At 50.5% G+C, this 18,988-nt stretch carries 10 protein-coding genes; 5 read left to right on the top strand and 5 right to left on the bottom strand.

What is annotated here, in order from left to right:
* Positions 1 to 14 precede the first annotated feature (14 nt).
* Positions 15 to 2,801: a prolyl oligopeptidase family serine peptidase gene (locus P2H89_RS02940; protein ID WP_275824998.1), complete on the bottom strand. Its 2,787-nt coding sequence runs from the start codon at positions 2,799 to 2,801 to the stop codon at positions 15 to 17.
* Between the two features lie 105 nt (positions 2,802 to 2,906).
* Here P2H89_RS02940 and P2H89_RS02935 point away from each other — a divergent pair, with 105 nt between their 5' ends.
* The 3 genes from P2H89_RS02935 to P2H89_RS02925 all read left to right on the top strand — a co-directional run bounded on the left by P2H89_RS02935 (position 2,907) and on the right by P2H89_RS02925 (position 5,944).
* On the top strand, positions 2,907 to 3,689 hold the full coding sequence (locus P2H89_RS02935; protein ID WP_275824997.1) for an AraC family transcriptional regulator: 783 nt from the start codon (positions 2,907 to 2,909) through the stop codon (positions 3,687 to 3,689).
* A gap of 87 nt (positions 3,690 to 3,776) precedes the next feature.
* A complete protein-coding gene (locus P2H89_RS02930; protein ID WP_275824996.1) occupies positions 3,777 to 5,306 on the top strand; it encodes a serine hydrolase domain-containing protein in 1,530 nt (509 codons plus the stop codon).
* Between the two features lie 164 nt (positions 5,307 to 5,470).
* Positions 5,471 to 5,944 carry a hypothetical protein gene (locus tag P2H89_RS02925; RefSeq protein ID WP_275824995.1) on the top strand — a complete coding sequence of 158 codons (474 nt, stop codon included), beginning with the start codon at positions 5,471 to 5,473 and terminating at the stop codon, positions 5,942 to 5,944.
* 135 nt (positions 5,945 to 6,079) lie between these two features.
* On the opposite strand, the gene P2H89_RS02920 is transcribed toward P2H89_RS02925, so the two are convergent.
* The 4 genes from P2H89_RS02920 to P2H89_RS02905 all read right to left on the bottom strand — a co-directional run bounded on the left by P2H89_RS02920 (position 6,080) and on the right by P2H89_RS02905 (position 16,960).
* On the bottom strand, positions 6,080 to 8,221 hold the full coding sequence (locus P2H89_RS02920; protein ID WP_275824994.1) for an FN3 associated domain-containing protein: 2,142 nt from the start codon (positions 8,219 to 8,221) through the stop codon (positions 6,080 to 6,082).
* Between the two features lie 31 nt (positions 8,222 to 8,252).
* Positions 8,253 to 9,698, bottom strand: coding sequence for a DUF1501 domain-containing protein (locus P2H89_RS02915; RefSeq protein ID WP_275824993.1), 1,446 nt, complete (start codon positions 9,696 to 9,698; stop codon positions 8,253 to 8,255).
* A gap of 34 nt (positions 9,699 to 9,732) precedes the next feature.
* Positions 9,733 to 12,069, bottom strand: a complete 2,337-nt coding sequence (locus P2H89_RS02910; RefSeq protein ID WP_275824992.1) for a PSD1 and planctomycete cytochrome C domain-containing protein — start codon at positions 12,067 to 12,069, stop codon at positions 9,733 to 9,735.
* 91 nt (positions 12,070 to 12,160) lie between these two features.
* Complete coding sequence (locus P2H89_RS02905; RefSeq protein WP_275824991.1) at positions 12,161 to 16,960, bottom strand: DUF3320 domain-containing protein; 4,800 nt, start codon at positions 16,958 to 16,960, stop codon at positions 12,161 to 12,163.
* Between the two features lie 564 nt (positions 16,961 to 17,524).
* Between P2H89_RS02905 and P2H89_RS02900 the strand changes: the two genes are divergently transcribed.
* On the top strand, positions 17,525 to 18,232 hold the full coding sequence (locus P2H89_RS02900; RefSeq protein WP_275824990.1) for a hypothetical protein: 708 nt from the start codon (positions 17,525 to 17,527) through the stop codon (positions 18,230 to 18,232).
* 59 nt (positions 18,233 to 18,291) lie between these two features.
* Positions 18,292 to 18,909 carry a hypothetical protein gene (locus P2H89_RS02895; protein WP_275824989.1) on the top strand — a complete coding sequence of 206 codons (618 nt, stop codon included), beginning with the start codon at positions 18,292 to 18,294 and terminating at the stop codon, positions 18,907 to 18,909.
* Positions 18,910 to 18,988: the final 79 nt, after the last annotated feature.

Here is an 18,988-nt window from a genome sequence, read left to right as displayed (position 1 = left end):
TTCTTTTTTACAATCTATTGGGATGATTTGTTTTCTTTTTCTGCTGCCTTCATTTTATCTTGGTAACTAACGCCCTCGGTGATCCAGGCCGGAGCTGGCTTGCCCAGCAGGAAGTGATCGAACCACTCGCGCTGGCGTTTCTGGTAATCGATCTGGTTCTCTTTTTTAGCGAGACCGTGGTTCTCATCGGCATATACCAGCATCACGTGTTCTTTTTCCATACGGCGCATGGTGCCATACATTTCGATGCCCTGGTGCCAATCTACCGCGCCGTCCTTATCACCGAAGGCTACGAGCAAAGGCGTTTTGATCTTATTGGCATTGAACATCGGTGAATTGCGGACGTGATGATCCATCCGGTCATACCAGGGACCATCGAAGCGGCCCTGACTGGTTTCGAAGATCTTTTGATCGGGTGTGCCGCTGTTCCAGTAGATGGACATCGACATACTGATCAGGTCGGTAAGCGGTGCGCCTGCACAGGCCGCTTTGAAAAGATCGGTTTGGGTGATGATGAAGGAGGTTTGATAGGCTCCCCAGCTATGCCCCATGAGCCCGATCTTATTCTTGTCGATCATTCCGGTTTTGAGCACTTGCTCTACGGCGGGTACCACGCAATCTACCGCACTGGTTCCAGGCTCGTTGATATCGTATACGATATCCGGACGGAATACGAAGTATCCATTGGTGGTATAGTTGGTGGTATTGTAAGCGCTGCGCACCGATGGCGAGGTATACATATGTACTGTATTGGACAGTATTTCGTAGATGTATACGATCATAGGATACTGTTTGCCAGGTTCGTAATTGGCGGGATAGAACAGGGCTCCCTGCAGGGGCTTACCTTTCTTATTGGTAAAGCTTACCAGTTCACTCTTACCCCAATAGTAGTTTTGTTGCTGGGGGTTTGTGGCCACTACCTTTTTGCTGGCTGCGAAGTTATCGGTTACGTACAGCTCCGGAGAAAGATTGTAATCCTGCTTCGAATACATAAATGCATTGGATTCCTTCGCTTTTATGAGGCGAGACACATAAGCATCGTCGTAAACAAGCGGAGTAAACTTGTTCTTCTCCAACCTATAGTAGCCCATCTTCTTGGTCTTATCGCCATAGGCGCTGAAGTAGATGGGTTTTGTGTCGTCGATGAATGGATCTTCATAATCGAGGCGGGTAACACGGTACTGGATCTCATCTTTGTCACCATCGGTGATCTTGCGGGCACCTTTGCCTTCGGGGTTGAGGGCCCATACATTGTACTCGTCGTATACCAGGGCTTCTTTATCGCCCTTGATCCAACCGCCGAAGCCGAAGGGTGGTTTGGTAGCGGGGTGATCATCGCGGGTATTCCAGAATGAGGTATTCAGTTTTTCGGTCAGGTTGATATTTTGTCCGCTGGCGGTATTATAGCTCCACCAGTTCTTGTCTTTAAAGTAAAGCAGGTATTTGCCTTCGAGTGAGGGCTGGGGTGCGGTAAACCAACCTGCGAGCATTTTTTCGAAGAGGAGCTTTCTTTCGCCGGTGCGGGTGTTTACCAGATAGTAGTCGGCATAATCTTCCTTGAATGCCGGCTTGTATTTCTTGCTGGTAGAAACCACTACCCATTTCCTGTTCTCACTGAAGTTGGCATTGGGTGTTTCTTCCTGGCCCAACTGAAAATAAGTATTGTTGTCGATGTTCCAAACAGCCTGCATGCTGAGGTCTTTATCCTGGGCGTAGGTTATTTTCTGACGGGGCTGGATCTCGGTGTCTTTCCAATGCCACACGTCTACCGCCGCGAGCTTGTCGTCTTTCTTAGGCGCGGCGGCGAGCACTTTGGGCGCTTCGGCCTTTTTCGTGGTATCTGCTTTTGCTTTGGTGGAGTCGGCAGCTTTTTTATCTTCCTTTTTCGGTTTGCGGGTCCATGACTTAATGCCGAAGAATGCGGCCGTCATATCGTCGCTGAGGGTCAGGTTCGAGCTATTGTTGATGCGCATGGTATCGGGGAAGCCTTTGAAGGAGGTTCCGTCGAATATTTTGAGCACCGGCGCCTTATAGATATTTACGTAAGCATACACGGCCGCATTCTCTTCTTCGAAGTCTTCTTTTTTGAAGGTTTTGTAGAATGCAAATCCTTCTCCTTCTTTTTGCCAGGTGAGTTTGGAGAAACGGCAGGTGTCGCTGGCTATGATCTTCAGTGAATAGTTATCGAGATTAAAGAGCTCTACGGAATTGCCGGCCTGGTTGGCAGACTCTACCACGTAAGCGAGGTAATCGCTTTTCTTGTTAAAGGCCCAGCTGGTTACATTACCGATGGTGCGGGTGGTACTATCCGACAGTTTTTTCAGGAGGAGTACGGCGCCTTTGTCCTTATTGTCTTTGGGAGGCTCGAGGCTGATGGCCAGGAGCTTGCCGTTGCGGGAGAAACGGAAAGAGGAGACGTCCTGCACAATCTGTTTGCGACCAGTAGCGAGGTTCAGGAGGCCCATTTTGTAGCGGATGGGCTGCTTTTGCTCGCGGAGCTTTTCGCCTTCGGCATAAGAGGTACCGATCTGCCAGGCGATCCACTGGTTATCTCTGGAGAATTCGAAGTTGGTGGCGAATTCCAGCTTATAGGTTTTGCCGTTGTTACGGCTCACGACATACAGGGTATCGTTGACTTCCTGCGACGCCACGATATAAGCAACCCACTCGCCATTGGGCGTGATATCGGAATAGCTAAGAAATTGCCATTTACCATAATCATCGGGCGTCAGTTGTTTTTTCTGAGCCGACGCGGCAGTTACGAGCAGGGAAAGGGTTAACAGGGAAACGAGAAACTTCATATTAATGGTCGGTTTAATAGGGGCTAAAATACGCCACTGGCAGGTGTTAGCGCGGAAAAAAAGTATAAAAGGCCCACAAATTGTATTTTGCGACAAGTCGGGACCATGGAAAGGGATTCTACCATCATACATTTTGACAGGTTCAACGTTGAACGTTCGGTATATCCGCCGGACCTTTACATGGCGCCTCACCGCGACAAACTTTCGCGCATCAGTATTATCCTGGACGGCGAATTGAGTGAATCGACCCAGGACCGTTCTGTTGTAGCTTCGCGTAATTATGTGGTGATCAAACCCAACCAGGTTGTTCACGAGAACCGTTTTGGATCGGGGCCTTTGCGGCTGCTTTCCATCAGTTTTAACGACAATGACCTATTTGGAGAACGCTTCAAAAAATGGCAATGGATCCATCATCCAGCGATCCATGTGATGGGCGTTCGTTTGTGGACCGAGATCCAACGTGTACAGAATGAGAAAACGTTAACCGGGGTACTGGATCAATTCTTTATCACCCTGAGCGGCATCAGGCAGCAGGATGATGAAGCCAGCGTAGTATGGCCTGCAGCCGTGAAGCAGGCGCTTACTTCGAACCTTGATGAGCCACAGTCTATCAGGGCGTTATCGGAACAACTTTACCTGCACCGGGTTTCGATGGCGCGTGGATTCAGGAAAATCTATGGTCTTTCGCCGGTCCAGTTCCGGAACTATACCCGGGTGATGACGGCGTTGGAGGAATTGGCCACTTCGGACAAGTCGCTGGCAGCCATTGCTTATGAGACGGGCTTTGCAGACCAGAGCCACCTTACCCGTACTTTGCGTTCGCTAGCCGGCTGTACACCCGCCGAATTCAGGAGGCTTTTGGGATCATTGGGACGCAATGATCAGTAGGTTTAGCAGCTTGCAGGTAAACAATGGCTGCGATGTTTCATTTGTTCTATACTTCCTGTGTACTGCTGCCTACCTTTGAATCTAAAAATGCGGTCTACTTTCTTTTTGGTGCTCTTGCTGCTATGCTGTTTGTCTCCAGGTTATTCGCAACAGTCCACTACACCGGCTGCAATTTTCTCCTCCGCGGCCGACACTTATATTAAAAAGTTGCTATCCACGTTCCCTGCATTGCCAGGCCTGGCCGTTGTGGTCGTCAAAGACGATAAACCCGTTTTCATGAAGACGTATGGATGGGCGGATAAGGAAAAGGGTATAAAATCGGACGAGCACACCCTATATTACATTGCATCCGCTACAAAATCTTTTACCGGGATTGCCGCTGCCCAATTGGATCATGAAGGTGGGCTAAAGCTGGATGCTACTATACAGGACGTAGCTCCAGGTATCAGTTTCAAACACGCTGTTCCTGCCAACATGATCACGATCCGTCAACTTCTTACGCATACCAGCGGTATCCAAAACGATCCGCTTACTTTCAGAATGGCCTATTCGGGCACTGTTGACAAAAAAGATATGCGGGAGATACTGGCTAATGAATCGATCCTGGTCGACTCATTACGCGGCAAGTACTTTTATGATAACCTTGGATATAATATCTATACAGTCTTACTGTGGGAATCACTTCACAAAAACTGGCAGGACCTCGTTCAGGAGAAAATCTTTACGCCGCTGGGCATGAACCATTCAACAGCCTACCTATCAAAAGCTACAGCCAACAATTGGACCGTAGCTGCTCCTTACCTGGTGGCGGACGATAAGGGATTAACACGTTCGTGGCTGCCCAAACAGGACAACAACCTGCAATCGGCTGGCGGTATTTTTTGTTCCATCAATGATGCTTCAAAATGGCTGCGCATGAATATGGCAGGTGGAAAGCTCGATGGCAAACAGGTAATTCCTTCAACTGTCGTTGAAGCCTGCCACCAAGGTTACGTTGCCACGGTAAGAGACCTGGAGCCCTTTACAGGCAATGGAATGTATGGCATTGGCTGGCAGATCGGTAACTATAAACAAGAGCGGGTAATCTATCACTTTGGAGGATTTCCTGGTTATCGCAGCCATATTTCTTTTATGCCCGATCAAAAACTCGGACTGGCCATCTTTGTTAATGAGAGTAGTGTTGGCGGAAGAGTAGCGAGTTTGCTGGCTACATTTTCGTACGACTGGTGGTTGCAAATGAGAGCAGATTTTGACGCTTACTATCAACAACAACTAAAGGACCTATCCATCGTATATGTTCGCAACAAAAAAGCCAGGCAGGATGAACATTTCATCAGGGCCCAACGATCCTCCCAACTATCTAGATCGATTAATCTTTATACAGGCCAGTTTTCGCACCCAGCTTATGGTGTTATTGAAGTGTCTGAAGCCGGACACGATCTTCGAGTCAGCATGGGTAATATGCAATGTATCGCCACTGCGTACATCAGGCCCGAGACGGTGAGGATTGAACTGGTTCCCGGAACCGGTGAACCTTTGGCGTTCAAAATCGGTCCTGATGGCACCATTTCCAGCGTACTATTCAGGCAGTTGGAATTCTCCAAACTTACCAAGTAACATCAAGTGAAGGGGCAATCTACTCCCTCGCCTCTGCTGCTCTCCCGTGTTAAGCCTGCATATCGTCAAGGGGTTTGATTCGTTCGTGTAAGTAATTATTCAGGGGGCTGGTTTCGGCGTTGTTTTGTGGTGTCAAGTAATTATTCACCACAAAATATAGCATTATGAACCTGTTCAAGAGCAACCGTATAGCAGCCAAATCACTGGCTTTGCTGGCCGTATGTGCCGCTTTGTTTTCTTTTTCTACTTACCGGGGTGGCGACAGCTTCAGTATCTTCCTGAACGACAAACTGGTTTTTGAGCAACATGTTGCCATGAAGGAAGGCGTTAAGAGTTTTGAGCTGGGAAAAGCAAATTACAATGATGTACTGAGCGTTTATTACAGCCATTGCGGCAAACCCGGTAAAGGGAGAAGCATTGCGATCAAGGACGGCAATAACAAGACGTTGAAGGAATGGCATTTTGGAGACGCCAACAATACCAAGAGCAGTATGAGCTGCAAAGTAGGCGACATTCTCGACCTGCAAAAAAACAAGGAAGGCAAGCTGCAACTGGTCTATTCCTCGAAAGAGCTTCCCGGCGGTCAGCAATTGGCTTCGATCGTTGTGAATGGCAGTGGCAAAACAGCTTCCCGTTAGGATATAGCTATCGCCAGGCAGGAGAATGGTGCCGATGTTACGTCATCGCGGTGGCGCATGAAAAGCAACAAACATAGATGCCAGGCGAATCCTGAAGTTGGCCATGAAAAAGCGGGCGCTGGTGTGCCTGCTTTTTTAATTGATGAACACCTCATCGATAAAGAGCCAGCTTTGGGCGCCTTTGTCGGCTATCCAGGGTTTGATATTGGGTATGGGTGTGAGGACGAGTTTGATACAGGAGAGCTCAGCCGGAGCAAAACGGCTGTCGAACGTGATGGGCATTTTGCCGCGGTCGTCTTTGGCCGGCGCTGGCGGGCGCAGGGTATTGAGCAAGGTAAGATGGTCTTTATCTTTCCCTCCCCACACCTGTATACTGGCCGGCGGGAATACATGTTCATTGACCGATTTGACCATACTAATGGTTACGCTGCTCACCATGGCGGGCTTCGAGAACAACAAGGTGGCCGTAATGGGTTTTCCATGGTAGCCTATCCATTTTCCATTGCCATAATTGGGTTCGGCTTTTTCGCGGTCGATGATGGTAGCCGCTCCCCTGGCCCGGTATTTTGGATCGGGGTCGGTGGCGAGTATGGCACTATCGACTTTCCAGGCCGACCGGTAAAACTGCTTCTGCGCTACCTCACTGGCGACCCATCCTTTCTTGTAAGCTTTTGCTTTTACCAGTCCGGTCTCTTTGAGCAATATCTCCTTGTTGTAGACAGGTGAGCTGATGCTATCGGGCTCTTTTCCATCGAGGGTGTAGCGTATTTCAGTCCCTTTAATATAATGTTTCAGTTTGAGCGCCACGGGCTGCGTGATGACCAGCTCTTCATTTTCTATTACAGGTGGTATGATCTGTAAGGTGGTGGTATCCTTAAAGCCTGCATAGTATTTTATGTTAGGCGCAGCCTGCTGCAGTACGGCCATTTGTTGTTCGGTGATGCCCGTATTCCAGCAATAAACCGCCTTCAGGTTCTTGTTCTTTTGCAGTGCCTGCAACTGCGCGGCATTTACGGTTGTGCCGGTGAGCGATAACAATTTCAGTTCTTTGAGTTTGCTTAGCTCCTGCAGTGTGCTGCCGGTGATATCGGTAAAGTTGAGATTGAGCCGACGCAGGTTCTTAAAGCGGGCTATGATATTCAGGTCGGGATCCTTGACCGGCATTTTATCGAGGTTGAGGTCGACGATTTGGGATTCGACTGGTTTGAGCGCTTCGAGCTCTTTTGCTGCGTAGAAGGCACGATTATAGAAATTGACCGTGAGGGCCGGTGAGCCGGCGGATACGGGTGTTATGACGCGGTTGTTATTACCGAGTTGTTGTATTTGTTTGTCGGCCGCGGGTTCAAATGTATAGGTATCTTCTTCGGAAGACCTGAGCAAGGTGGTTGCCAGTGACCTGAGCGTATCACTTTCGGGTAGTTCCAACACTTTCTTTTCAAACTGGGCGCCTCCACTGATCCATGCTTTCAGCAGGTTGATCTCGAAAGCGGTAAGCTGTGGCTTGCCGACGGGGGGCATATGTTTCTTTGCCTCTTCGGGTAAATGTATACGTTGCATGAGCAGACCCAGGTCTGCGCTGGCAGTATCCCACAACACGCCATTCTTTCCGCCCTTCAGCAGGGCTTCTTTGGTTTCCATGATGAGCTCGCCTTTGGCTTTTCCATTGTTGTGGCAGCTCATGCACTTGTTTTGCAGTATGGGCTCTATTACATCGGCGTAAACAATGGCTTCCTCGAGCGGTGCGGATGGCTTTTGCTTTTCCGGCGTGATGGGGGCCAGCACAAAATTCTGACCGTGTGTGATGTTGCCGCCAAGGTGAGCCGCCCATATTACGATGACCGTGATGGCCAATAGCGTGGTGTTCACCAGCACAGGTTTTGTGATCTTCGGTCTATAGCTGTACAGTATGAATAAAAGGAAGGAGAGCGTTGCCCCAATCCATTTGTGCCAATCGACGATGGCATCTTCATACCCTTCTTCTTTTGAGAGGAGGAATCCCGACAGGGCTGTAATGGCTGTGGTAAAGGCGGCCGACAGCAGCAATGTTTCTTCGATGCCGGCATACCAGGTGCTGGCTTTTAGGGCCCGGGGGCTGAGCAATACCCAGCCTACGTACAACAACACTATTACTATTGGAAAGTGAAGCAGGAGCGGATGCATGCGGCCGGTTACCTGGAGCCAGGCCGGCACGACGATCTTCGCGCTGAAGCACAGGAAGAACAGCAACAATACGTTGAGCGGTATAAGGGATACGGCTATTCCTTTTTTTAGTTTCATGCCAGTTAGCAGGGAATGGTTCGGGATGATGTTATGCGATGAGGTCTTTTACCACGTTGCCTGCCACATCGGTGAGTCGATAGCGGCGACCAAGGTGTTTAAAGACCAGTTGTTCGTGATCGAGGCCCATCAGGTTCAAGATGGTTGCATGGAAATCGTGCACGTGTACAGGATTGCTGGCGATGTTGTATCCAAACTCGTCGGTTTCGCCATACACGCCGGGCTTTACGCCGCCGCCTGCCATCCATACGGTAAAGCAGCGCGGGTGATGATCGCGTCCATAATTATCTTTCGTGAGCGTGCCCTGGCAATAGTTGGTGCGCCCAAATTCACCGCCCCAGATTACGAGGGTTTCATCGAGCAGTCCACGCTGCTTGAGATCGGTAATGAGGGCTGCACTGGCCTGGTCTACGTCTTTGCATTGCCCCTTGATCTGTCCGGGCAGGTTATCGTGCGCATCCCAACCCTGGTGATACAACTGCACGAAGCGAACGCCACTTTCGCTGAGCTTGCGGGCCAGCAAACAGTTGGCGGCATAGGTGCCTGGTACGAGACAATCGGGGCCATATAATTTAATGATGGATTCGGGTTCTTTGCTCATGTCGGTGATCTCGGGCACGGCCGTTTGCATGCGGAATGCCATTTCGTATTGCTGGATCCTGGCACTGATCTCGGGATCGCCGAACTCCTGGTAGGAGTCTTCGTTCAATACGGCCAGTTTATCGAGCATGCGCCGGCGATCGGCCTTATCGATGGATTCGGGATTGTTGAGGTACAATACGGGATTTTCTCCACTGCTGAATTGTACGCCCTGGTGCATGGAATCGAGGAAGCCATTGGTCCAGAGTTTTCCATACACGCCTTGTCCGTTGCCTTTTCCTTTAGAAAGCAACACGCAAAATGCAGGGAGATTTTTATTCTCACTGCCAAGGCCATAGCTAAGCCAGGCGCCCATGCTGGGTCGGTTGCCTACCTGCGCGCCGGTTTGGAAAAAGGTAAGCGCCGGATCGTGGTTGATGGCTTCGGTATAGAGTGTTTTGATGATGCAGAGATCGTCTACCACGCTGGCGGTATGTGGCAGCAATTCACTGATCTGCGCGCGGGCGTGCCCATATTCGCCAAACTTAAAGACAGAACCAGCGAGTGGAAAATGTTCCTGGCCGCTGGTCATGCCCGTGAGGCGCTGGCCCATCCGGATGCTGGCGGGCAGATCCTGTCCGTGCATCTTTTGCAGGAGGGGCTTATAATCGAAGAGATCGAGTTGCGAGGGCGCTCCGTTCTGGAACAGGTAGATGACCCGTTTTGCTTTGGGTGCAAATTTGGGAAGCCCGGCCAGTACAGCTTCTGCAGGATCGCCGCTGAACAGATCGGGTATGAGCAGGGACCCCAGTGCTGCGCTACCGATACCAAGGCTTAACCTCGACAAAAATCGGCGGCGGTTGTAGGTAAGTCCATGTTCCAGCATTTCTTTTTTCATACTGCTTGGTTTGTGCAGGCGAACCTGCTGCTATTTATGACCTGAAGATGGCTTCTTCGAGGTTGTATATCGTGTTCACTGTCTTCATCAAGGCTGCGCTCGCATTGGCATCGAGCTTTTCGTTGAGCGGGTACTCCCCTACCTTCAGGGTCTTTGCGGCATCGAGTTGCTTGTTCTTAAACAGTGTCAACTGCTCGTCGTAATACGATTGCAATACCTGCATTTCCTTATCGGTGGCCTTGCGGCAGATGATACGCCGGAAGGCGGTTGCTATCTTTTCCTTTACAGCCATTTGCTGTGCTTCGAGTTCCTGTGCCAGTACGCGCGATGCCTCGAGTGTTGTAGGATCGTTCATCATGATCAATGCCTGCAGCGGTGTGTTGGTTTTAAGGCGCTTTACTTCGCACTGATCGCGATTACTCGCATCGAACATGAGCATGGATGGCGGCGGCACCGTTAGCTTAATAAATGTGTACATGCCGCGGCGATAGAGTTGTTCGCCATGGTCCTGTTGATAGGTGGCTAGTACTCCCCTGCCGGAGGTGGCTGCTTCCCAGAGGCCTTTGGGCTGATAAGGTTTTACGCTGGGTCCGCCGATGGTCTTTATGAGCAGGCCGCTGCTGGCGAGTACCATATCGCGTACAAACTCTGCCGGGAGTCTATTGCGGGGACCATGAGAGAGGTAAATATTTTCAGGGTCTATGCCTAGCTTCTCCTTGGTGACTTTGGTGGACTGGCGATAGGTTGCGCTCATGACCATTTGTTTTACCAGGCGCTTGATATCCCAATTATGCTCCATAAAATCGACGGCGAGCCAGTCGAGCAGTTCGGGATGGGAGGGCAGTTCGCCCTGCATACCGAAATCGCCTGTAGTCTTAACGATGCCTTTCCCGAAAAACTCCTGCCAGAGCTGATTGACAAATACACGCGCGGTGAGCGGATTGTTGCGGGAGACGGTCCACTGCGCCAGGCCCAGGCGATTGCGCGGCAGCGTTGTGGTGTCGTAAGGCATAATGGCTTTGACGGCCGATGCACTCACCAGGTCGGACGGGGCATCGTAGGCTCCTCTTTTCAGTACATACGTTTTGCGCAGGGTATCGAGTTCACCCATGACAGAGACGTACAACCGGCCGGTATCTTTATGGTTAATGAAGTTGAGCAGCTGTTCTTTTTCTTCTTTTGATATTTCCAGTACCGGCTTCTTGGCGAGTTTGGACTGGGAGATATCTCCTTCAAATCCGAGCTCCTTGCTGGTATTGAAGAAGGCATATAACTGGTAATAATCTTTCTGGCTAAAGGGATCGTATTTATGATCGTGGCACTGGGCGCATTCGATGGTGATGCCCATGATGCCTTTGCCATATGTTTTTGTTTTATCGAGTATATATTCTACGCGGTATTCCTCCGGGATAACTCCTCCTTCTTCCGTGTATTTGTGATTGCGGAAGAAGCCGGTTGCGAGCATTTGTTCTTTGGTTGCGTTGGGCAGCATATCGCCGGCGATCTGCCAGGTGAGGAACTGATCGTACGACAGGTTCTTATTAAAGGCGTGGATGACCCAATCGCGCCAGGCCCACTGGGAGCGGATATTATCATCCTGGTATCCGTAGGAGTCGGCGTAGCGTGCTACATCGAGCCAGTGCAGTGCCATCTTTTCTCCGTAGGTGGGTGAGGCCAACAGCTTATCGACCATTTTTTCGTATGCGTTGGAACTGGCATCGTTGAGGTATTCGTCCATGAGGGGAATGCCGGGCGGAAGTCCGGTAAGATCGAAAGACAAGCGCTTGAGCAAACGTTCTTTATCAGCCTCTTCATTGGGAGTAAGCCCTTTTTCCTCCATCGATTGCACGATGAAATAGTCGAGTTCGTTCTTTACCCATTCCTTTTCTTCTATTGCGGGGAGGGCTGGCTTACCGGGTTTATTAAAGGCCCAATGCCTTTCGTATTTGGCCCCTTGCTGTATCCATTTCTTTATGCGTGCGATCTCCTGTTCGCTGAGCAAACCAAGGTGCGACTCGGGGGCTGGCATCTGGTAGGTAGGATCGGTGGAGATGATACGTTTGTACATTTCACTCTCTTCGGGCTTGCCAGGCACGATGGCGAAGGCGCCTTTGGTTTCTGTGAGTGGTGCATAGGCTGCTTCCTGTATATCGAGCCGAAGATGGGCAGCGCGTTTGTTGGCATCGGGGCCATGGCAAACGAAACATTTATCGGACAGGATGGGCCTGATGTGAAAATTGTAGCTGATGTTGCCGGCCAATTTGCCGGAGGCATTTTTCTGGCGGCAGGCTACCGAGGCAATTATGATAGCAGCGGATAAGCCAATGGCTATCCACGGCCATTTGAGCCGGATGCAATCGTGGAAGATCATGCTTTGCAATTATTGGTCTGGAATCCCGAATTATATTGCTATTCGTATGATCGTAATTTACCTAAAAATGTGGTTATTTAACAGGTTTCTCTTAATTAAACACCTTTAAAAATTCGCCTTCCTGGTACACAATCGATTGATCTAATGCCCGGCCGATCATACCTATTATTTCGGCCTTCATTTCTTCGGTAACCCGGTTGAATCCGAATATCCGCGCCACGAACGGCACGGCCGCTTCAGGTTGGATGGCCACTGATTCCCGGACTACTTTTTCGATGGCCAGGAGCATTTCTTCGGGAGCGATGTATTTGAGCTTTTTGACCGATGCGGGCAGGTCGCTCCTATCGCGCAGGCGGGGTGTTTTCATTTCGCGGTGCCAGAGAAATTCTTCGCTGACCCTGATCCATTTATTGGCCTCGGCGTATTTGATTGCCTGCTGCAGGGCTTCCCGGATGCGGGAGCCAATGCGGGTAACGCCTGCGGCCTCGATCATGCGGCGGGCAACCTCATCGAAGTGAACGGGGCTTTCGACCTTTACGATCTCTTCGATCCAGATGGACAGCCTGCCGGTTGAATGTTGGTGTATCTCTTCTTCTCCTATTGCGGCCGGTACCGTTGCAATTTCGTATCCGGGTATATCGTTTGGTTTGCTTTCATCAGGGGCTTCGCGTTCCATGATAACGACAGCTTCTTCCTCCTGCTCCTCCTCCGCTTCATCGTCAATGTGTTGCAGGTTCTTTGCATTATCTATGGCGGCTATGAGGCGTTTCAATTCACGCTCCGGGTTGCGGAACCAATCAGTGCTCCACACTCTATAGATCTGCCAGCCCATAGACTCGAGCACCTGCTGGCGCAGGCGGTCGCGATCGCGTGCCGAACGGGCGGAATGATAAGCAGCGCCATCGCATTCGATGCCGAGTATGTACCGTCCGGGATTATCCGGATCGACAATCGCGAGATCGAGGTAATAACCGCGCGAACCGACCTGGCGACGCACAGTATACCCTTGCGCTGCGAGTTTGCCTGCTACCATCTCTTCAAAGGGACTATCGGCAGGGAGTCCTTCTATTTTATCGGGCACGTTGAGTTTGCCATGCTGTGCATAATACAGAAAACTCTTGAGGGCTTGTATGCTGTATTTCTGTGTACGTGACAAATCGATATCGTCGGCAGTAATGTTGGTGAACACTTCGCAGCGAAGTTTGGCGCGCGTGATCAATACATTGAGCCGGCGTTCGCCGCCTTCATTATTAAGCGGACCGAATGACATGCTCACGCTGCCATCGGCTGCGCGACCATATCCTATGCTGATGAATATTACATCGCGTTCATCGCCCTGTACATTTTCGAGGTTTTTGACGAAGAAGGGTTCATCGGCATGGGCAGTGAACCAGGTTTCGAGTTCGGGATGTTTTCTCCTTCTGATTTCGAGTGCATCCTGTATGGCCTGGCGCTGAGCTGTACTGAAGGCTGCTACTCCGAGGCTATGCTTTGGTGACCGGCGGGCATGCTCGAGTACTGCGTCGGCCACCATTTCGGCTTCCTTTGGGTTAGTGCGTGTTTTACCACGATCATAGACGGTGTCTTTCAAATGGTGGAACACGAGCCCCATGCGGTGGCGCGAGCCGGGGCTGGGGAAGATAACCAGTTTATTCTCGTAGAACTCGTGGTTCGATAAGGTAATAAGCGATTCGTGACGGCTGCGGTAGTGCCAACGCAGCATGCGTTGCAGGGCGCCCTGCGCATCGCACATGCCAAGGATGCTGGGCAGATCGGCGGTAACATTATCCTCTTCTTCCAGCTCGCCGGTGAGGCTGTCGAAGAAACTGGTAGGCGGCAACTGTTTAGTATCTCCCACCACAATAACCTGTTTGCCGCGCAGTATGGCACCGAGCGCCTCCACGGGGCGTACCTGGCTGGCCTCATCGAAGATGACCATATCGAACTCGACAGTTCCCGGCGGTACGAAGTTGGCAATGGAGAGCGGGCTCATCATGAACACCGGTTTGATGGCCTGGATGGCACTACCTGCTTCTTCTACCAACTTGCGGATGGGTATATGACGTGATTTCTTATTGAACTCTTTCCGCAATGTATTTACCTGGCCTCCTGCTTCGAGTCGCGGCAGGCCTTCCCAATGTTTCAGGGCAGCACGTGCGCGATTGTATTGGAGATTGAGGCGATCGGCCTGTTGAAACTGTTTTACCACTTCTTCATGGCTGGCTCGTTCAAACTGCCTGAGTGCGGGATTGCCCAGCTGGGCCTGTTGGTAGAGGTATTCGTACCATGCTTTCTGCACGGCGATAGTGAGCAGTTCTTTGGCTTGCTCCCAATGTGTAGCGGCGGCAGTGATGGACTGCAGGTTCTCTTTGACGGCGGTTTCTACCAGGCTATTCCACTGGGTTATTTGATGTAATTCGGCAATGTGTTGTTGCCAGGTTTGGAAGAGTGACTCCAACTGGCTGAATGGCTGTCCGTTCATTCCTTTGGCCCCAAAACGGAGAGATTCATCGAGTGCCAGCTTTGTGATGACGGTATTAATGCTTTGCCTGTATCGTTCGATCGACTGCGACAGCTCGCTGTGGTAGGCTTTTGTGATGACTGGATCTTCGTGTTTTTCAAGATGAGCAAGCACGAGCCTGGGCGTAAGGCCGGCTGCTATTTGTTTGTGCACCACCAACAGGTATCGGTTGGCAGTTTCGAGGAAGGCCCAATCGGTCTTTACCTTTTTCCAACGGGTGCCAAAGAGTGCAGTGGCCAGTGTTTCGTATTCGGCGAGGCTTGTTTCGAGCCGTTTGCCTTCGAGGATGGCATCGACGTATCCGAGTTTGGTGGCGAGGTCTTTGGGTGGCTGGTTCTTACAAAGTGCCATCAATTGCTTGTTGCTCCTGTTGTAATCGCCTATGAGGAACTTGTACCATTTATGGCCATGTGCAAGCAGGTTTTGGCGAATACTCATGACCTCCTGTTGCCAGGCTTCCGGTATCAGTATTTCTTTGTATTGTTCGTGCAGTGCCGTGTAACGTTTACCCGCGGCCAGCAATTCTTCGACATCAGCCTGCAACAAAAGCCATTGTTCGCTGCTAATGGCGAGGCCGTCGAGGGCTGGTCTAATCGATAACAACTTGAGTATGGAAGCCAGGGTCTGTGCTTCCTCTTCTTTGTGGGGGGCGGTGAGGCCGATATGGGTGGCTTGTTGTGCCGCTGTTGTTGCCAGGGCAGTGACTGCGGCGGCCGCTTGTTGCAGACTGGTTTTGATGAACTCCTGATCCTGTGGGGTAAGCACCATCAGCTTGCTGCCATAGAACAGCAGCTGTGCCGGCACACCTATTTCCCTGAGGCGAGCTTGTATGCGCTGGGCAAGCGCTTCGGCACGGCTCATGCGATCTGCATCCCAGGCTACTATGTCCTCGAGTGGTATCTTTTCAACTTCCTGCTGTTGGGTGGTTTCGTAGATCTTTAAGAGATGACCAATGACCTGGTGTACAGTGAGTCCACTTTTCCCTACAGGATTGTTAATAGCATAGCAATAGGTATTGAGTTCCAGCTTGTGGGCTTCGAGCAGGGTAAACTGTTGCTGTAATTGTTGCACGGTAGGCTTGCCCAGGTCGAGTATGCGGCGCAGCTCGTTGTGCAATTCTTTTTTATTGGCTTTGTGGCTGTGCAGCTCCAGGCAGGCTTCGCCCAGGTGAATATTATCGAGCCTGCGTTTTACCACTTCGAGGGCTGCCATCTTTTCGGCCACGAATAATACTTTCTTTCCCTGACCGATCGCGTTGGCGATGATGTTGGTGATGGTTTGCGACTTGCCCGTGCCGGGAGGTCCCTGTATAACAAGGTTCTTTCCTTCATTTACGGCGAGCATGGCCAGCAGTTGTGAGCTATCGGCATCTACCACCTGAAAGAGGCTGGCGGCATTGGTATCTTCATCGATGTGCGCATCGTCGGCTATGGCCAGGGTTTCGTTGGTGAACCCTGTATCTAAAAGACTTACCAGGATAGGATGCCCGGCGGGCTTTTTATCGGCTGGCCATTTGTTGCTATCGAGGTCGTTGTAGAGCATGAACTTGCCGAAGGAAAAGAAGCCGAGTTCAATTTCATCGGGTTCTATCTTCCATCGTGGCATTTTGCGTATGACGGCAGCGATCGCTTCGAAATAGGCAGGCAGGTCGAAATCGTCGGGATCGGCCATATCCGGGACGGCGATGCCGAATTCGGCTTTCATTTTTGCCTGCAGGGATATGTTGGCGCCCATTTCCTCGAGTGTGTAGCGCAGGCGGAATCTTTCGCGTGCGCTGGAGCGATCGAGGGTTACGGGTATCAGGACGAGGGGCGCCCTTCTTTTTTCTTCGCTATTGTCGGCCTCGTACCAATGCAACATGCCGAGTGACAGGTATAGTATGTTAACACCTTGCTCTTCGATGCTGGTGCGTGCATCGTAGTAGGTGTTGAGCAATCTTTTTTGCAGGAGCAGTTCGGGCTCGCCGGTCTGAAGTTTCGTATCGGTGATGGTTTCTTCGGTGGGCGGCGGCAGGAAGTTGTTGTCGTTGATATCATCTTGTGCGGCTGCGTTGGGAAGTTCTGCGGCGGCGGGTTGGGCTACGAGCGTGTCGGCGGATTGGCTTGACGAAACGACTTCGGACTCAGCGCCTGGTTCGACATTATTGACGCTGTTACCGTTGCGTTTTTTCTCTTCTTTGGCAGGTTTGCCGAGGAAGGTCAAGGCCTTTGATTGGCGCACGAGGAGTTCGTAGATGCTGTCGGACTTTTCCTGTACAATCTGTACTCCTTTGGAGGCAGGCAGTTTATAGTTCAACAAGGGATTACGAAGTCCCAGGTCGAGTAATTCTTTTCTTGAAGCTTCGAGCTTATTCAATATGGTTTCACTCATAGATCGGGGTGAAAAATACGTATAAAACAGGACTCCGGGCGACAGCTACGACGCCTGTAGTATCCCATTAATTTTTAAATGATGTAGAAGTTGGTCGGTCTGAGTTGATTAGTTGATCAATGATGGCTCCGGGGGTGCCGGTTGGTGGTTCTAAGGTAGGTAAAAAACAATTCTGCCGTGTGGCGGGACAAGGGAGGCAGCGAGGTGGAAGGCGAGAAGGCATCAAGGCACCGAGGCAACTGAGGCAACGAGGGGGGAAGGCAGCAAGTCGGGAAGGCAACGATGCTCCAAGGCGGGAAGGCACGAGGGGGAAGTAAAATAAGGAAGGAAGTGGGTGGGGTGGCCTATAGCATAGGGTATTGCAGGGGTATTTTGCGGTAGTTGTACGGTATTGGGGTGAAGCCTATCCGCATCCGTATAAAGTCCGTATAAGGCCCGTGTAAGGTCTGTATAACATCTTTATTTCTTCACTGTAAATCCAGCCCTTTCGGCCATACGTATATATCTGGAAGCCCATATGTTCTTTCGCAAAAACATCTTTATTCACGTTTTAACTGTTTACCAATGGCCAGTAATACTTCTGTTATTTTCAAACTCAAGGGAACTATCGGTGAATTGACCTTTGTGAAGAGCCGTCGTTACAAACCACATGTTCGCCGCAAGCGGGGAACAGTTAAGCCTGCTGTATTGAATGAGAAAATGGAATCGAGCAGGCAGCTATTGTTATCGTGCAATAAGCACGCCAAGTTAATTTTCGACCAGCTACGCGAGGAACCACGGGATGGCGCTATGTGGTCGAGGTTACTGAAGATCATTTTTCATGCTGCTGAATCCGGCTTCCCCATCGATGCAAGATTATTCCAGCATCTTGAGTGTAATTTACTACATCCTCTCAAGTCTATTACCGGAGAGTTTGGCAATTACAATAAAATTAATGTGGCGCGTGACAAAAAGCGCTTGAACATACAGGTGCAATTGGCTTCGGCTCCAAAAGTACCACAGAAGCCTTTTCCCGGCGACTATCAATTGCGCCTGGTGGTACTGTTCCCTGACTTTGAAAATGGCCTGTGCATAAAGAAAGTGGAGATTGGTGCGCCAACCTCCCTTAAGGCAGCTTTGCAACCCGTTGAATTTTCGATGACCATGCCATCGGCAACCTCGCAATACCTGGTGTTTCTGCAAGTACAGGCGATACAAAAAAACAGGGTTTATACATCTAAAGCCACGGCTGCTTTAAAGGTGATCGCGAGCGCTGGGAATCCGGGCAAATAGTGGTAATTTCAGTTGGTCTTAACCAACACGATAACCCCTTAACCCCTTTCGATTGCACTATGGCCACCTGGACCAAATTTTATGTCAACACTGCCGATGTGCAGGGGTTGACGGCAAGGCTCAAATCTTTGAGCGGGATTGCAACTGCCACCTACTCCAGTTTTCCCAAAGATCATTATGCCAGCTTTTTAATGGGCGATCCTTTGCCCAGCTACCTGGTATTTACCGCCACACAGCCCCGCTGGGTGACCGTGGTGTACAATAGCGCCCACAAATTGCCCGAATGGTGCAAACAACTTTCCTCGGAGTTCAAGACCAAAGTGATCATAACGATGGCACAGAGTGTTTCGATGTACTACTACTTTGCATTGTACGAAAACGGCGAATTGAAACGTGAGCTGGAATACTGTTATTCGGAGGATTTTGAACCGGTCAATTTTGGCGAGCCGCTGGCGTGCGAGCAAGGCGCAACCTTAAAGGTTGTTCAAACGGAGGAAGCTGACGATGATAGCTTTGACTTTGATGACATCGAAAAATACTGCGAACATTTTGGTCTGACGATCCAACGTAACTACCATGAATATGAATGGACAGTCATTAAAGGCAAGAGTACTGCAAAGACCACCGGACAATATCTTAAAAGCCTTCAAAAGCCCTGGTGGAAATTCTGGTCGTAGCTGTTAGATAGGGCTGCTTGACTAACCCTGCGTTTCCCATAAGCTGCACTTGATAACAGTCTGTTTGCCTGGCGTTGAC

The sequence above is a fragment of the Paraflavitalea sp. CAU 1676 genome, from assembly GCF_029223285.1.
GTDB lineage: Bacteria > Bacteroidota > Bacteroidia > Chitinophagales > Chitinophagaceae > Paraflavitalea.
The sequence above is the reverse complement of the archived record's forward strand: the minus strand, read 5'-3'. Positions and strand labels throughout refer to the sequence as shown.